At 44.5% G+C, this 19,482-nt stretch carries 6 protein-coding genes; all 6 read right to left on the reverse strand.

Going from position 1 to position 19,482, the window contains the following annotated elements:
* Window positions 1-344: 344 nt before the first annotated feature.
* From QFZ48_RS03800 to QFZ48_RS03825, 6 genes are read right to left on the reverse strand one after another with little or no spacing between them, the layout of a single operon-like run.
* A complete protein-coding gene (locus QFZ48_RS03800; RefSeq protein WP_429061209.1) occupies window positions 345-827 on the reverse strand; it encodes a hypothetical protein in 483 nt (160 codons plus the stop codon).
* On the reverse strand, window positions 799-9,123 hold the full coding sequence (locus QFZ48_RS03805) for an RHS repeat domain-containing protein (protein ID WP_429061211.1): 8,325 nt from the start codon (window positions 9,121-9,123) through the stop codon (window positions 799-801). Before QFZ48_RS03805 ends, QFZ48_RS03800 begins: the two co-directional genes overlap by 29 nt.
* Before the next feature lie 6 nt (window positions 9,124-9,129).
* Window positions 9,130-9,870: a hypothetical protein gene (locus QFZ48_RS03810; protein WP_429045602.1), complete on the reverse strand. Its 741-nt coding sequence runs from the start codon at window positions 9,868-9,870 to the stop codon at window positions 9,130-9,132.
* Window positions 9,863-13,321, reverse strand: coding sequence for a hypothetical protein (locus tag QFZ48_RS03815; protein ID WP_429061213.1), 3,459 nt, complete (start codon window positions 13,319-13,321; stop codon window positions 9,863-9,865). Before QFZ48_RS03815 ends, QFZ48_RS03810 begins: the two co-directional genes overlap by 8 nt.
* A 39-nt stretch (window positions 13,322-13,360) precedes the next feature.
* Window positions 13,361-13,855, reverse strand: coding sequence for a hypothetical protein (locus tag QFZ48_RS03820; protein ID WP_429045598.1), 495 nt, complete (start codon window positions 13,853-13,855; stop codon window positions 13,361-13,363).
* Window positions 13,856-13,878: 23 nt separating this feature from the next.
* Window positions 13,879-19,458, reverse strand: a complete 5,580-nt coding sequence (locus QFZ48_RS03825) for a PA14 domain-containing protein (protein ID WP_429061214.1) — start codon at window positions 19,456-19,458, stop codon at window positions 13,879-13,881.
* Window positions 19,459-19,482: the final 24 nt, after the last annotated feature.

Genomic DNA, 19,482 nt, shown 5'->3' on the forward strand with positions numbered 1-19,482 from the left:
ATTATAAACCTATAAATACTATCTTTGTCTCTAGACGTAAATACCTTCGATATATTTAAATGATTAGTATCTTTTAGCATATTATCATATATCTGTTTAAAGGCCGTCCCTATTTCATTCATACTAATATGGATGGTGTGTACATTGATCTGGTTTCTGAATAATTATGACATGAGATACAATTTTCGGTCACCAGCTTTTTCCCCGATTTACTTTCCTTTACTGACTTACAAGAAAAGTCAATTGCCATTGTAAGTCCGAATAATACAATTAATAACTTCATAAGTTTTTACTCTTTTTTTGTTACGGTTCCCTTTTCTTTCATATATTTAATTGTTTCCTCCCTACTTGTTGTCAATAATCAGATTTCCATTCTCATATTTCTCCTCTTTCAACAACTCCCCTTTCTCGTCATAATATTTCCATGTCCCAGTTCTTAATGGTCTATAATGTGTAGCTGTTCGAGGCGTGCGATTCCCTGTCACGGGATCTACCGCCCAAGCCTGAACGGTATCAAGCTTAACTGCATCCAAATAGTTACCACTAAAAACCAAAATCCCATTGGACAGTAAATGGCGCTCAAGATACATGGCCCCCTTACAACTTTTAAGAAGCATCCTTAAATAATAGGTTTCGCCTTCTCTAATTGTTATAGTATCGGGAGACTCCTCTAAATGAGGAAATCCTGATTTAATTGCATCAACAAAAATTGGCGCCTTACATAATTTTACTTTAGACTGTGCTTTTAAAGTATTCACACAGCAGAGCAAAATAAAAAATACCAATACAGAATTTAACTTACTGCAATTTGATATGTGTTCCTGCATCTTTAATCTTATTAGCATTATTATTTGATCGTAATACTGTGGCTCCCCCATTAACAATTTTCACCTTACTCTTTGTATTTTTATCCAATGTGTTTATTATGTTACCAAGCGCAACATTGGCCTGCCTTACAGCCTCGTTATATTGACCAGCTGTTATATCCGATCCCACAACTTGTGTTAGGCTAACTGTAATAGTTTTAATATTGCCCGCCTGATCAATAGATTTTCCCAATCTTGAAAGTGAACCTTTCATCTCATCCCCTAAATCTCCTGCACTTGGAAAATTACTTACTCCTATATAATAATTATTTGATCCCTTAAAATCAGATAAGGTAACTCCTGGTCTAATAGGGTGATGATCATCAAATAAAACAGGTCGAGGCTTCGGCTTAGCTGGCACAGGATATTCAATTGTTCCTGAAGATTTAATAAAGTTTCCCTCTGCATACTCGCGCCCGTCATATTCAGAACTAGAAAAAGACTCATGCCCACCATTCTTATATGAAAAGCTCCTGACAGATAAATTCTTATTTAAAACATCCTGCTGTGTTTTGGTTAGTTGATCTTGTTCTACAACCTCAGGTGCAGCATTATTTCCTCTATGGTTAAAGGTTAACACATTCCCTGCTATTTTATATCCATCAGACAAGCGAGTCATTTGATTATTTTGTAGTTGCCCATTAACATCTGTATATCTCATAATTTCAATCTTCGACACCTTACCTTGATTAAAGTATTGGTGTACTATTAATTCTTCTAGGCCATCCAGATCTACAGCGACTATAGGCTTATTTCCTGCGAACTGATAAGGAGTATACCATGGATATGTTTGAGTTAATGGATCCACTGACAAAAACCTAGCTATTCGTGGGTCATATATCCTAAACCCATAGTCATACTGATTCCCCGCTCCCTTCACCTCATTATCATTCTCCTTCCCGTTAAACCCATATCGGTATTTCCCCACATCAAACCCTCTACCCGTCAATCCCATTCCAAAAGGTGCATAATCCTGTGCAGATATCACCCTGGCTTCATAACGGTCAATGTTATTGCCATCAGTAGAAACCCCCATCTTCTCATCAGATACCGTAGCCAGCACATTGCCCAGATGATTACTCAGTTCAAAGAACTTATACCCCCGCATAAAGTTAACAAATCTACCGTCTCCAACACCTGTTAACCTGGTATTTTGAACCTCCGCATCATTCTGCAAAGCGATCACACGGGTATCAATGCCTAACCTGCTGCTTCCATACAAATGTGTTTCAATCTGGCTCAGTAAGCCATTATTGATGTTTGTGTTCCCACTTACATACACACTCATTACATTGCCGGTAGCGTCGCGTACGTAGCGGGTTTCTGTGTTACCTGCAATTTTACTGATCCTGTTACCAGCAACATCATATTTATAGATAATCAATGTATTATCTGATTTCCTGATCCTGCTGATTTTACCATATAAGTTCCAAACAATGCTATCCAGCTTGCCTTCTTTGTCTGCAATCAGGTTGCCGATAGAATCATATTTGTAATTACCTGCCTCCTGCGCATCGATATCATTGTCATATTGACCAGGGGCGATAGCATCATCTATGGAAGATAACTTATTGGTGCCCGGCGTGTAGTGATACGTCAGTGCGTCCATCATCCTGGGTTTATTTGCCCAGGTTTCATTTCCATTCCGGTTATAGGTCAGGATATTGCCGTTAGGATCGTAACTAATGTTCTCTTTAAAATCTTCTACTGTTACCGGTGTCCAGGTATTACTGCCCTGATCCAATCCACGATTAGCATTCATACCTGTCAGCCTGTTGAGCACATCATATTTGTAAGCATACAATAATGGTTCTCCAACCTTAGGCAGGTTCAGTGATATTCCGCTGATGTTGCCGTTGAATAAAGGCTTCAGCGTACTGCCGGTGACCGCAAACGGACGGCTGGTAGATATCGGCGTATAATCATTGTCTCCGTAGTAATACAGCGAGTAGCCAAACACATCTTTAGCCGTTAAGCCAGTGCTTGCCCCATCATGCCCCATATCGTTGGTACCGGTGCTGTTAACTCCCTTCATCCATCCCTGCAGATTATAGGCATAATCCATGCCCTGCACCTGCGCCTGACCTATCACGCTTCGCGCGAGTGCTCCATGTTTGTAGTACTGGTAATACGCATCATTCTCCCAATAAAGACTGTCACGGCTGGTTTCTACATTGATAATCCTGTTTTCTGCATCATAGTTATAACGGTGATAATAAGCATCCACCTTTCCTGGCTGGTAGCTCACCGTATTTACTTTGCCACTAACCAGGTCATAAGTATAACGGATTTCTTTCCAGCGATTACCATTGTTATCTTCTGTAGCCGGATTATAGTCTTGCAGTAACGTGCTTACATTGCCATGTATGTCATAACTATAATAAGTTGCGGCAGCTTGTCCGCCTGGTACCGTATCTGCAATATTGTTATAGACACCGGACCAGGATACCCTGTTTCTCAGGTTCTTGGCCTTCCAGCCGATGTTCTCCACAAAATTATAAGGCTGGTCATACACCGTGCGGGTAATCTGCGAACGACTGCTACCACCACCCTGTATCCATAAGGACAAGGCCACCGGATCACGGCTGATGGCATCCGTTATCGCCATACTATTGTTGATCTCCCCTACTTCTGTGATACGACCGATGTAATCATAAAGCGTATAGCTATACGCCACAGGACCCGTTACAGGATGTAATTGTTTTGAGTTCTGAGAAATCGCAATTCTTCCCAAACGGTCATACCAGAAACGGGATGTTCCTGCATCCGGGGTTTTCTGCTCTACTACATTATTTAGGGTATTATACCTGTATTCCGTTTCCAGCTTATGAACCGGTGTTAATGCAACACCATTCTTTCTCGCTTCCTGCACGCTATCCAGCCACTGACGTGAGCGGTTCCTTACCACACCAGCAGGAGGTACCGTTTTTACCAGGTTACCTGCCTGATCATAGTAGTACAGCGTATAATGATACTCACCCAAATTATAACTCACCGCAAAACGCTCACCGGATATGGCGGCCATCGATTTAGAAAGATAAGTGCTCTCAAAATCATTCATCACCGAATCACGGATAGCATTGTAAATCTCACGTGCCTTATTATCTGCTATATCCAGGCTGTCAGCACAAGCCGTTACCGGTGTTAACGGATCTTCCTGGTAAGCAGGTACTGCATTGCCACACAGCAACCCGTCGTAAACCATAAAGCAGCTGTCGATACCCGGACAGGTAATCGCTGTAACAAGCGGGGTACATACCCGGTCGGTAATAGCAACGGTATTAATATTGTTATAGGAAAGATACTGACTGGCTTGTGCGGCCATCAGGATCACTCCCGGCACATTTGTGCTTACACTTAATGTTTCCGGCTTATCATCACAGCCACTTTTTCCTTCCTTGTTAGCCAGCATCAGCATGGCGCGCCCATTATACATCCCGGCTCCGCCATAGGAACTGTCTGACCGCTGCACTACTTTATATACCTTATCATCGCCACTCAGCTGAACATGACTGCCCCAGCTTAATACATTATCAGCACTCCATTTGCTCCACCATACATCCTGACTGGAAGAAGCCGAAATAACGCCACCATCAAGCGTAGCGGAGGCCGTCCATGTTTGACCAATAGCCCCTGATACGCCATTCTGCTGTCTCATGCTAACAATAGCACCGCTGTTATCCACATCTATGAACGATTCGGTATTATTACTTCCTGTTACCACCATCTTATAACCGGTGGTAGTCCGGATCAGGTTATTCACTACGTAATTACCCGTAGCACCAGCAGGCTGATACTGCATCATCAGTAAGGGCGCTCCGGTTTTCAGGTCCTGTTTGAACAACACCGGCATCCTGCCTGTCTGGTTATTCATCGACGTTCCTGCCACCAGCGTATCATTGCTGGCTACCAGGCTGATCATATCTTTGGCATCACCGGCGCCTGTTTGCTTCAGCCATACCAACTCTCCGTTGGCAGACAATACACCGGTCACCCATTCTGTATTGGTAGCCCCTGTAGTACGTAATCCGGCAATAGCAAAGTTACCGTCATCTGTTTGCACAATGTCGCAACCTTTTGCGCCGTTGGCTTCCCCAAAATCAACCGTCTTATTCCATATCACACCGCCGCTGGCATCTATCCTTACCACCATCATCGCTCCCTGCGGGAAGCAATAGGAACGGGTGGTACCAATCGCTATATAACCACTGTCTGATGTTGGTATTAACCTGCGGAATTCCTCATCTTCGTCTCCTCCATAGGTTTTGGACCATTGTAGCTGACCACTGGCATCCGTTTTAATAATGTAGGCATCTTTCTTTCCGGCACTGCAACCGGTAGTAGCCCCGGCCATAATAAATCCATCTGTAACAGCACGGATGTCGGTAATCGTATCCTGTCCGCCATTACTATATGTAACCACCTGGCGCTGTGTGCTGGCTGTTTTCACACAAACCCGGGTACCCTGGTTGGCCGAGTTATGACAACTGTCCAGGAATTCCAGGTAGGTAGCCGTTTTTTCACTGAAGCCCAAACGGTTGTTCATAAAGGCTTCAAACAATTTATTTTTCTGTTGCTGCCCGGGAGCCGTTTCATCGGCAACAGGCGTAATACCAGGATAAGCTGTAGTAAACTGGTGATACAAACTATCTGTTACCGCACAGTTCACGCATGGTGGCGCAATACTACACTGGATCAGCGCCGGGATCTTTACCGGCCGGGGAAGATAATCGCAACCAGATGAACTGCTGCTGCTACATGCTGCCAGCAGATCGTCCAGGTCTGTTTGAGCAATCTTTACCCCGCGGGTGCGTTGCAGGTAAACGGAGAAGTTAGCATCCCCCGGTTTTTTGTTTTGTAAATATTGGGCATTCAGTATACTCAGGTTATTACACTCACATTCCTGGGGTTTCTTATAACTATAGTTACTAGCCAGTGCCGGTTGATTGTTATAAGGCTTAGGGAAAGTGATCAGTTCCCCATTACATATCAGTGGGTCTGTGATCTGGTGACTATTATTATATTCTGCCAGGATGGCCTGGAAACTGCTGTAGGCATTGGAAGCGCCTGGCTTCAGCGTACTGGCGCCATAAGGATGGTCTGCATCTGCACTGGCTTTACACATACTGAGCAGCTTGGTTTTGATCTCCCCAAGTGCCACGTCAGTATATTTACATGGCGCCAGTTGCTTTAACCATGTATTGGCAAGACTATCAATATTGTTATAATAGACCTGGTTGACTGCCTGCTGGGCAGCATCCCGGGTAGCCTGCTCATTACCGGTCTGTCCTAAAACGCCATTCGCAATATCAACTGCACCCGTCTGCCGCATGATCAGGTCGGGCGTAATAAATTGTGGTTGCTTGCCTGCCGCTGCAATGTTTGCTGCTACGCCACGTGCTGCATTACAGCTGCTGTTGATATAGTTATTGCTCTGCTCCCGGTGAATATTCAGGTACAGGGAGCGGAAGTTACGCCAGGCCATATCCAGATCCGCCGCACACATGCTGGCTTCTGCCTGTTCAGGTGTTAATGCTTTATAATCTTCAAAACACGAAGCCGTTTCTCCACATTTACTCGCTGCTACGGCCATACCCAGTAACGTCATAGCGGCACCGGAGGGCGCTTTATATTTGGTTAACCCGGCAATCAGTTCCGCGCGTCTGTAAGAAATTAATGGATCCGGATTGGTAGTAGCGGTGGGAAACAGATAACCTTTTTGCTTCGCTCCAAAATAAGTATCAGTAGCAGAAAAATCCTTCTCCCAGAGCTGCGCCTGCTTCATCTGGTCGGCCTGCAGATAACCCAGTTTGCAGTACTCCGGATGCAGCGGCAATAAAGCCTCTGCCCACGAAGGCTGGAACTCATCTGCAAATTGCTGTGCACTCAGATCCTGCGGAATAACAAAAGTATTGGTTTCAACACTTAATACTCTTGCTTCCTGCCCGTTCGCATCCAGGTATTTAATATCTGTACGCTTATAGGCTGGAGTGGTATTGTTACGGTAAAAAATGGAATAATCCGTTTTCATACTGTCGGACAGCAGCGCATACTGACCAGAAGGCGGACTCATGTCCTGCAGCATCATACTGCGGATATCATCTCCTTCCGTATGCTGAGGGTCTTCGCAATCACCACATACCGGCTCACAAAGCGATTGACGTTGTTTGATCAGCTGATTTTCCCGGATAGTTTCATAAGAAGTACAGATATTATTTTTCAGAAAGATGCTGTCACGATAATACTCCATCGCAACATGGCTCACCGACAGGATCTTTGATATATTATAAGTTCCCTTTACCAGGAAAAGGGAAAATTCCAGCGACAGCTTCCCGTCGCCGGCTACCTGCAACGCTGGCGTATAGTTATGAAGGACCGTATCAAAAGGCACCTTGCCTGGCATATGCTGGTTCCATACATCATCCGTAATACGGATCTGAAGATCATATAAACTAACATAACTGGTGGAGTGCTCATCGCAACCTACCTTTGTTAATACCGGCGGATCCAGCTCATAATTAAACTTATAGGTACCATCCATCAACACGGTAGTGGAATGGTTAGTGACCAGTGAACGGTCACGGATAAACGTTTTGCCAGGGCCTGATAAAGAGTCCGTAACAGGGATTACTTCTTTCTCCGGCACATCTTCCAGGCTCTTGTTCCACGCCTCTCCCGCCAGCGCGGTGGCGATAGTGCGGCCATGCATATCCACATAGCTCACAGACAATTGTCCGTTGGCATCTTCCACTACATTCTTCTTATAATGACTGCTAATGCCTACCTCCGTGCCAAACAAGGCATCCAGGCTCTCCTGCTCCGCATCGCCATAATAATACTTTATCTCATGGTTGCTGCCTATCTTAAAATCAGGTCCTACACCACCCTGGCGACTGATACGCCCCGTGTTATCCGGTGTGAGTACTGTTTCCGTAAAAGCATAACCCTGCGCATCCGGCAGGTATTGGTTTACCCCGGTATTCTTCTCCGGGTTGGCAGGGGAATAATACTGGTTGGCGCCGGCAGCAGTGCTCATCTGAGCTGCACTGGCAGTAATAATTTCTGATGGCTGGTCTATATGATCATACTTGCTTTTATCATACTCCCCGCCATTGATCGCAGAATTAAGATTGCGGGTATATTTTAGTACATTATTCAGCGTAGGGGCCGGCAGCAACTGGATAACAGGTCTTCCCTGGTAATCATACAACGATTCTGCCACCACCGTTTTATTGGTGGTATTATCCTTGGTAGCAGTTTGACGCCCGCGTAAACTTCCATCATAATACTGCACCACCACTTTCCGCTTTCCGTCTTCTGCAAAAGATATACTCGATTGCCAGTTCAACCGGTTCTGGTGACCACCAAAAGTATAATGCCCCAATCCTTCGGTATAATCAGAACTCCAGGCCGTTTCTATTCTTACATCATTACTCTTTTCCTGCACCGCCCTCACCCGGTAATACAACACACCCACCTTGTCGTACAACAAAGGAACAGCATAAGAATTACCGGCAATCGTTACCCGCGTGGTATTATTCTCAAATACCAGCGATGGATTAAGCGGTATGCCATACCGGTTGGATTCCAGCGCGCTCGAGTCCACATAAGCCCATTCCAGGTCATATACATCAGCGCCGGTAACTGCATCCCAGCTCACCACAATTTCATCAGTAGAATCCGTATTGGGTGGATTATTGGAAGAAATCCGCTTAATGGCATCTGCTATACAATCCAGTTTATACACCGGGTATACCGTCATCTCATTTTCCAGTATCAATGCCGGAATAATATTTTTAGACGCATTCGTGGTAACACTCAGCACTTTCACCTTTACCTGGTGGGCCTGGGTGAACACAAAGCTGTTACGCAGCTGATAAGGATGAGTTGTGTCATAATCCACCGTAATAACCTGATCCGTGGAATCCTTGCTCAGGTTTGGAGCCGTATAATAGATACGTACATTCACCGTAGCGCTGAAAGTAGCCGGCAGGTATAAACCTGAAAACTCGTTGATGCGCAGCGTAATACTGTTACGCACCAGGTAGGGCGTATCCAGCTTACTTTTGTTGGCATCAAAGTAATATTTGTCCTGCACGTCAGCTACTGAATCTTTCGTCAGCTGTCCGGCAGCGCCGTCCAATACGCTTTTGATCAGGATGCCGCGGTTCAGCTGCGCATAACCTGTTAATCCTGTCAGCAGGAAAAAACTACATAAAATCAGGATACGGGGCACTTTCAGCAAATAAGGTTTCATATACTTCTATAGGTTCGGCGATGCTTTAAAAATTTGGTATTCCCGGTAAGCCGGCGTTGGTTTGAGCGTATCTCCTTCTCTGGTGAAGTAAATACTTTCATCAAACCCGTGATAGGAAGCAGGCAATGGCTTGTGATTAAAAAAGTGGGAATCCACTTCCAGGACCTGCACACTATCTTCTTTTCCACCAGTAAAGTTCTCCGGAGGAGAGATCATTACTATATGCGCATCTGTTATGTAACCGGTACGCGGATCTATCTTAAATTCAGCGCTCTTGCACCTTGCACCTTCCTTATACCGGATCTTCAATACTTTTTCTTTTCCTTTTGCGCTCATCAGCCAATCCTGCATATCATCGGCCATTCTCCGCATATTTAAATAACCGGCTTCATTCACGTCTTTGCTATCGGATGACCTGGCGAGATACATACTTTTGTTTTGCTTAAACAATACAATCATATACCGCTCATTCACGATTGTTTCCACATCATTCAGCAGGTAGTGCAAACGGCTGCCATCGATATGCATATAGCCAGACATCGAATCTGCTAAAGCGGCAGATCCCGGTCTTATACTGGTAATCCGGATATCATAAGATACCGGCTGTTTTCTGGCATCCTGCTGTATTTTAGTGAATTCAGCAAACAACTTGGTCGTATCCTGCAATTGAGCCAGCACCCGGGAACCGGCAGCGAGTAAAATCAGCAGGAACAAAGCAGTTGTCAGGGTGATATGCTTATTACTCATTATCTGTTTTTATAAGGCCGTTTCTGGATTCTTTGATTGTTTTTATACCGCGCTCTGTTTCCTTTTTCACCCTGGTGAGGGTGCCATTATCGTCATATTCATAGAAGGAAGCATAATTATTCTCGTCCAGCTCCGCCATAAGGCGCAGGTTCTGCGGATCGTACACAAACGATTTCATATTGGCATTGTAAGGATGGAATCTCAGGTCATCGAAATACACTTTCGTATTACCAGTAGCCACCATTACTACACTGAGACCAGTACTACCCGCCGGAAGATCAATGACCTGTTCATACCGCTGCCAGCCTTCAATAATACTGCCGGTAGGCTGCACTTCCGCAGTAACACGGGTTTCACCTGCCACAAACAACGTAATCTTGTTATTGGTATAAGAAGTAGAGTTACAGGTCTGCTCCTCTTTCACCCATACGCTGAATAACATCCGTTTGCCGGCTACGGGTGAAAATGGCGGTAATAATACCGTGCTGTTGGCTCTTACATTTTTCAATACTTCATAGGGCGTGCAGGCATTACTTCCCTTATTAAAAGTGGGAGATTCAAGCACCGTTTCTGCAGCAACCACTGCCACTTTCATCTGGATGGTATCATGTGCATTAGCACGCATACTATAGCGCCCGGTATGATGCTGGGTGCTGTCTATATTAGCCAGGTAACTGCTAAAATCCAGTCTGCGGTCTACTTTACAGGTGGCATCGTCATTACATTTACCACTGATGAACGAATAATCTTCGAAGCCATCAAATGCAGCATCGCGGTAACGGCTATTTTGCACCGTAGCCACCGGAACAGCATTGTCATAACCGTATAATCCGGCGTTGTAGCGGCCTAATGGATCTTTATTCTCCAGTTCAAAACCTTTTTTATTAAAAATAGTACTCTCCGCATTCCATACCCATGCAGTGGAATCGTAGTTGCTATCCTTTGCCCATCCTTTCGTTTGCTGTTTCCAGAAGGTTTCAAAATCCCTGAAAGCACCGTCTGTACGGATATTTGTTTTCACGGCAGTACTGGATTGCGCACGGGCGCCGTAGTAAGTGTAGGTACGTGAAGCACGCCAGTTACCCAGCATACCGAATGTATAAGGATTCACAGTCGTATCTGTAACTGCGCTATAGCAATAAGTGATATAAGGCGCCAACCGGATATCCACACTGCCTTCAATAGGACGCGAGCACATATCGGAGCTGATGGATACATGATACACCCCTTCTTGTGCCGGTTTCACCTGGGGCAACATCACTGTTTGTGCGTTGCTGGTGAAATTATCAGGTCCGGTCCAGGTATAAGTTTTTGCAGTTGTTGGCAGGTTGAATGCTCTCAGGTATACATCATCATTGATACAGAATAGTGGTTTGTCTGTTGTCACTACCTGGTAATTGGCAAAGTCGAGAATCGTTACCCGCTGTACAATGGACGCTCCGCAATCGTCGATGATCTTTATCTGGTAATTGGTATTTCTTGATAACTGGTAATTACTGTTACTGTTGAAATTACCAGTGTAATTGCTATCGAGATAAGGACCGGTTTCCCCTTTTCCGTCTATTGCGAGTTTATACAAATAGTGTTGCGTGCCGCTGTTCCCATCTACGCCCCGGATTTTAATATGGCCGCTGTTAGCCGGGTCACCGGGACATATCCAACCTAAAGTACTGTCGTTCTGAGCTTTCAGGGGGGAGTCATCGAAGGTGATGGTTTTAGTATTCTCCGCTCCCCAATCATACGTAAACGACGTTGAACTTATGGCAATTCTATAGCTACCTGCAAACGGTAATATAATAGACTCTCCTTCACTAATAGATTCTGTTGGGAATGAACTGGTTCCGGATAGTACCTTATAAATCCCTCCGGGTTCACTTCCCCTATATTTGTAACTACCTTTGGGTGTTACTTTCATACCCACACAAGTCCGTTCCAATGTATACGACCAGTTATACCTGTATACATCATCCTCCCCTATAAAAGCCGGCAAATCGTAAGTTTTCCCAATACAAGGATCAGTTATCCTGAAAACATAATATCCTGGTGTCCAATAAGAATTATCTTCCTTATAATAAACATCCATATATGAACGCGAATCGGGTACGGAAATCACTCTTCCTGTGTACGGATAAATGAGTTGAATGGTAGTTCCGCTGGGAAAATGCCCGGTATTAACATAAAAAGAAAAACCTGCAATTCCGCTTACGCCCGTATAGGCTTGATATGGCGATTCTATCCGAACTGAATAAGGATTCAGTGTATCAGTTGGCCCTACCATGAAGGAGGTGTCATTTGCCATCACAAAACCATCTGCGGTGGTAACAGTTAACCTGTAATTGCCATATGGAAATTTTTGAGAAACAGTTCCATTGGCAAAATCAGCTGTTTGGGTAAGTACCTGATTGGTCGTTTTATCTTGTAAAGAGATAGTAAGTGGGTTACAGAAAAGATCTGATTGATAAAAAGTTGTGCCAAAACTAAACCGGTTATCACAGTCCCTCAATATATTATAGGTAAAACTTGGAGTCGGCACTTCCTGCGATGCAACTAATTCATCCTGACAACGGATATTTACGTAATAACTAATTATTTTTCCGTAATAATCTTTGAGCGTCTTTCCTGCCAGGAGCGTAATCGTCTGATAAGCATTTTCCACTGCTTTATACGGCGTTTTTGGCCCCCCGTCCAAAGAAATACTATAAGTGGCAATACTATCTGTATTGGAATAGCCGGAAATATAAAGTTCGTAAATATAGGGGTAAGTATTAAAACTATTACAGCTACCGCTATTCGAAAACTGCGGATACATCCTGTCGATAACCGGCAATTCGTTTATTGTTATACTTCCGGTTGCCGGAGTGGTAGAACAGGCATCCGTTACCGAAACCATATAGGTTCCTGCGGTAAGACTATCGATATATACTATATTAACACTGGTATCAAAATTTTTCGGTCCTCTATAGTTGGCCGGAGTAGAAGTAAGCGTAATCCGGTACGGCTTCCTTCCGCTATTCAACTCAACTCTCATGCGCCCGGTATTACACGCATTCAATGTATTCCTGACCGGAAAAACACCAACCGTCAGCTCCTGGTAACTCCCCGCTACCACTACTTCCACCGACCGGGAAACAGGCTGCTGCCCACACAATGCCTCTACCAATACCTGGTATCTGCCTGGCTTCAGATTTTCCAGCACCGGGGTTGTACTCTGGTAAATCACATTACCTCCTGCAGTCAAAGGATTCAGGCTATAGAAAAAATTGCTCAGATTCCCGGCATCGGCGCCATTAACGGATACCGTTATTTTACCACTGGCGGCACAGACAGAACTATCTGTAACGGTAGCAATATTCCAGTTACTGCATTGCGCCCATAACTGGTTGCCGGTAAACAACAGCAACATTAACAACATTCCGGCCGCGCTCTTCTTACATTTATTGAATTGTCCCATCTGGTATAGGGTAATAGGCTTTAATAATATATTTCAGGATTACTTAATCCTGGTATAATGACAGGTATACTTCATTTTAACTGGTACACCGGTAGACCTGTCCATATAACCCGATATCATCGGACCAATAAACAGATCCCCGTTACTTCCGAATGAATATTGTAACCGTAAGTGGTGCTCCGGTGTTTCCTTGGACGGTGCTTGGCTATCCACTACTGGTTTCAATTCCAAACGTCCGGAGTCTGCATGAATATAATCCCAGGCGTTACGGCCACCGGATTGCTTAATAATGCAATAATCTTCTCTGAATACTATATTCAGAAAGCCTCCTCCAATGGTCGTAATAGAATCATAAGCAGTAATCTCCTGTTTCCCCAGCAAATGGCCCTGCTTCATATGATATCTCTCTACCGTCACACTTTTAACCTGCCATTCTCCTTTCAGCTTTATATCTACCTGTACAGGCACTCTCTGGGCGGAAACGGATATGCCCGATAACAGCAGCAACGCAAATACAATATTCCGGATCTTCATAATTCTCTTTTTAATAATGACGATTACTGGTAAACGCAGGTGGTGGTTGATTTCTTGGAATCTTCCACATGCCAGTTCTGCTTATACTCTACCATAGAGGCATTAATAATATTCTTTTGCTTACCGATCACCAGCTTATAGCCAGTACCGGATTTTTCCAAGGGATTTTTCATCATCGTTACAGTACCCATATTAGCGCCGATATTTTTCCTGCCGGAGCGGATGATCTTCATCGTAACATCATTACCCGTAACTGGTGCGCCTTCTTTAGTCATAAAATAAATATCCGGTGTGCCACCTTTAATAGCGTTGGCATCCACTGCCCAGATTTTAGCACTGCCGGGGAAGCTGGCCAGCTCTGTTGAACATTCTGCTGTATCTATCTGTATCCTGCTGTACATAATGATTTCATCACCGGAAGCAAAATAATCTCCCACTGTAGCAGGGTAAAGATCATTTAAAAGCTTACCCGCCTTGATATTTATACCACGCAGGGAAGTATTGATATTCCTGTACGCGCCACTCATACCATCGTATGCCCAGGCGGCCGGATAAACGAACTGGAATATAGAATCCCCGAACTCGTTTTGTGTGGCGGTCAGCAATACACTTCCCGTTTCACTATCGAAAAGCAGGTTGCGCGTGGTAACCCTGCTTCCTTTGTCGGTTACAGCCACACTATCCAGGATACCGTGACGGTTAATCACTTTAGTTGTAGCAGACGAACGGAACTTCTTCTCTTCACTTTGAGGATATACCAGTCCAAAACCTGTACTGGACCACAAACCGGCATAAAAACCATCAGTTCCTGCGCTATAACTCATTCCTTCTGTTTTAGAAGTCTGCTCCCGCATGTCCGTCATCAGTTCTACATCCAATCCAATAACAGCACTGGAGTCTATTACGCCTTGCGCATTCATTGATAATACCCGGTTGTTCAGGTGCTTGAATTTACTGTTTTCATCTGCCACCCGGTAGTAGTTGGTAGTGGAAGAAATTGGTTCCTTTCCGCCTTCCGCGTATACCGACTGCGACTTCATCTTCCCGTTCATATCATTCAGCTCCACTACGAAGCCCTGGGTCATTGCGAGGTGACGCGCCGTATTTATTTTCAGAATTCCCCCCAGGCCAGGCGTGTAATCCATTCGGGTAGTCCCACCTTCAAACTCTGAGAAACTCACATAAGTAGGGAAATCATAGGCAGTATAAAAACAGGATTCATTATACCCATTGGCAGAACGTACATTTTTTGTCATCAAAGAACGGCTCTGTACTTTGCTGTATCCCACAGAGGCTGAAGGGAACAAGGTTTCACCCAATGGCGTTTCCACGTAACTTACCACATCCGGAATCAGTTTACCTAATTTCTCTTTGTATATAAGTGGCGTACGCCATGGATTATCTTCTCCGCCAAGAATTGGCTCGTAAGCAGCCACGCCACTGCTGATCTCTACTTCTTTACCATTGATCAGCTTTGTTGTAGTATAATTATAAACAGTACCGTACAAGGATTCCTTCTGACCGGTCATAGCATTCCAGTGGTCATAAATCAGGATGCTCTTTACCCGCAATCCGCCCCCATACTTTTTATAATTCGGCTCATTCAACCTGGCAAAGGAACGGGTAAGATCAAGATCCCTTGCTGCCCCACGTTTTCTTGCTGCAGCCGGGAATCCCTGCAACTCACTATGGATGGAAGTGATCATAGTAGCCAGCATCTTGATGGCGCCGGCTCCGGTGAGATCATCACCTATTTCACTTCCCGGGTAAGCTTTTGACGGCAAATTCACTTTCAGGTATTGAATAGCGGCGTTGGCAAGCGGACTGAATTTTCCACCCCCATCGCCATCCAGCTCCACCGAACGGAGTTTTACATAAATAGTTTTCCCGCCATTATAAAATCCGTAATCATCGGCATCAAGAAAACCATAACAAGGAATGTATTCAGCACCATTATCCGGCTTATCGGTTTCCAACGGCATCTGCACATTCATACGGAAATACAGCGTATCATGTAATCCCTCCAGGTAGTTAGTGAATACCTCCTTCTTCGAAGTCACCGCCTTAGGCACATTAAAAGATACATACAGATAATCTGAGCTGCCATAAAGCCGGTTGGAAATATCACTCAGGGAAGATGGCCTGTTAGGTGACAAACCCGCAATCGACGTCATCTGGGCTGCACGGCGGTTTTGCACATAAGCGTAATCATCACTTTCATAGTTGATCTTTATACGCCCTCCTGAAGGCAGTTTTATAGAATCCATTGTCCATGCGGCCACATTGGCCGCCATTACCAAACTATCCTGTAATGCATATGGATATTCCGCATTGGTAATCAGGTTCTGTGCGGTAGATTTGGGATTCTGCAAAGCATCTTTATAATTACCCCAACGGTCAAATGATTTTCCATTGTACCCGGGATTCTTACTGTTGTAATAAAATACATAACTGTTTCGCCTTGCCCTCACAGGATCTTTACTCTGATTACCATTGTAGGAGAACCAGATCCTCTTCAATGTTAGTTTTCCACCATTATTCAGCGGGGCATTAATACCAGGACAAAGCTCATAGGTGTAATCGAAATGCACCGTCTTTATAGGTTTGGCCTTATCGCCATATTTAATAAAGTCTGCCTTTGTATACAGATTAATCTCATCCAGTTTCTTTGGCAGCTCACTGCCTGCTATTTTTTGTCCGCTTTCTGTGATCGGCAGCAAATCTTCCCGGTTGCTTACTTTAAAAGTAGCCACCATATTTTTGGAGATGATGGAGTTCAGGTACCACAGTTCTTTTTCCCCGTATACATAACTGCCTTTATCATCTTTAAAATTAGATTTAACCCCTTCGTTGAAAGTCACCTTATTATTATAAGGAGTTCTCCATTTATAAGAATAAGCGCTACCGGCAGTTTTTGAATAGTTGAACTTAATGGCATTTCCAGGATCGTCATCGGTGATACCATCGCCGGTAAGATCTACATAATCAGGCGACACAATACCAGTCAGTAGAAAAGTATGTGCATATGCCGGCATTACTTCTTTTGAAATATAGTTGTCATTGCCCTTGTTGTTGCGGGTAGTATTATCTACGCCGGAGTTATAGTCTGCAGTTCCTTCCGCTGTATTTCCATCTTCATGGTTTAGGGAAAATGTAGCTTCCTTCTGAAGGAGATTATATACCGGTATGCCGTATACATATTTCTGCCCATCCGGATTCAACACATCAACCTCTGAAATATGATGGGGTTTACGGAAATTGTTAACCCTTTTTTCCAGTGAAACAGCCCCTAGATTTAACGTATCAATGGTTTCAGGTAAAAAGAAGTTTTCGTTTGGCACCCTGGTGCCATTACAATACCAGTCCATTTTTAGTACGCCATTGGCTGGTCCGTTGAAGTACTCAATTTTGATATCATACATTTTACCTGCTTCAAGGTTTACCGTGCTTTCACCCGGTTCATACGAATATTCCCGCTGCCATTTGTCGATGAAAAGGCTGTCATTGATAAATAATCGCAACCTGTCATTGAGGATGGTTTTGATCTGATATTTCCCGGTTAAAGGCGCCTTTAAACGCGATTTAAACCTCATGCACACGCGCGCCTCGTTTCTATAAGGCAAAGGAGAGCTGGCACGGGGCCACAACTGCCAAAGATAGTCAAACGTGATATCAGGGAAGGTAACCACATGCTTCAGCGCATAGTCGAAAAACCAATCAGCCTCATATATTTCCGCCAAAAATCCCTGCTTGTTTTCAAGGCTCGACGGCATGGTCATATCACACTTATTAAGCGTGTATTCGTTAACTTTATAGTTCTCGATAAATTTTGCCATTCCCACGACACTGGCCTCTTCTGCGGAGAGATAAGTAATCAGCTGCGTGCGCTTGTCGCGGTCCTTTTTACGGTTATTGGCAGCAGATAAAGGCAATTTACCAATGATGTTACCACCACGATATCTAAGGAGGTTACCGGTAGTATGAATATGCCGTGTTTGATTGCCGGCAATTTCAGGCATTACTACATCGTCTCCTCCTATTGTTTCATAAAACTGGCTGTTGTTGATGGCCATCTCTCCCGGATTACGAAAATATACCGGTTCATAGTCCTTATCAGCATTGGTAAAACGTAAACTTGCTGCCAATGGATTATCATCTTTCCAGGGTCCGCTGGCCGAATAGGAATGCGTCTGGTTAAAATCTGCCCCTATATGTATAGCATTCCCTGCTCCTATGTCCAAACCTCCGCTGAGCGATTTATCGCGGGTCCGCATCGGATGATCAAACACATAACCCAGGTCATTCCGGTATCCCCTGAACATACCGCCCGTTCCTTCACCGGTAATGGAAAAGGCATCGTAGGTATAGTATGGCAGGGCTATGGTACGGTTGCTCGACTGCACCGGGATTTCCCTCTCCCTGTTGTAATCCAGCAGCGCATTTTCTTTAACGCCTCCGTTATATAGGTTAAGATACCCGTATGCTGGTAAAGTTTTTATCGTATCCTCATCTGCAATGTACTGGGTAGTCACATAGCCACTCAATCCAAAATTTGGATAAAAGCCAAATAATTCTCCACCTAAACTAAATCTGCCTGTATAAGCTTCGCTGGTATAGGGCATGCTGATACTAGGTGTATAGGAAGGCGCTGCAAAACTGATGGAACTGGAAAAACCAAGCGAAGTATAACCATTTACACTCGCGTCGTGCGTGATCTTGTCGAAATGCTGATACTTGGCAACACCAGCGGAAAATTGCAACGCTTTCATACCACTCCTCGTATTAAAGGCCAGGCTTGTGGAAACATTACCGGAGAAACCACCATATTCATTCGTCCCTTTCTGATATAAGGAAAGTGATATGCCAGGTGAAATACTCAGTCCTCCCTGTGTATTCTGCGAAATCCCCAGGCTGGCCGTAAGTGGCCCATCTGCTTTTGATCCGCTGCGGATACTCGCATTGATACCCTGCTCCATTCCCCAGCCCCGATAATTATTATAATACATTCCCAGGTTAGCGGTAAACTTGATGGGGGTACCAAAGATTTTAGCGCCGAAACTACCGTCAACACCTATGGTTTTATTCTTTTTAATACTCATCACTTTCGAAATGTAATCCGTGCCATTAAAATCATCCGGCAGCCCTCTTACATTTCTCGTTATGGAACCAGGGTTAATATTCCACCCTAACCCTGTCCAGCTGGCTTCCTGGTCCATAGTAATGCCGCTGTTATAACCTATGGAGATAGGATATCCGCCTACATCCACCAAAGGAATGCTATAGGAAAAATCCCCGCTGAAAAGGTTCACCATATTGTCACTGTTTACAGAATGGAATGACTCTGTTTCAGGCTGGGTAGGTCCTCCATCTGCTTTGACGGCTTCCCCGGACAAATTTCCTGATACGGAATCCACCTTTACAGGCGCTTCCGCTTTCCTGTTGACTGGCACCGGAAGTACAGGTGCAGCCGCAACAGGCCGGGTATAATGAGGCGTGCCAGGCTTACCCAAAGCATAGGAAGGTATTACCACTTCCATATAGATCAGGGATAGCATAAAACCCGCTATCAGTTTCTTCCTCTTTGCAGCAAGAGCCAATATCATTTCACTTCGTTTTATAGGTATAAG

This window comes from Chitinophaga sp. W2I13, assembly GCF_050434005.1.
GTDB lineage: Bacteria > Bacteroidota > Bacteroidia > Chitinophagales > Chitinophagaceae > Chitinophaga.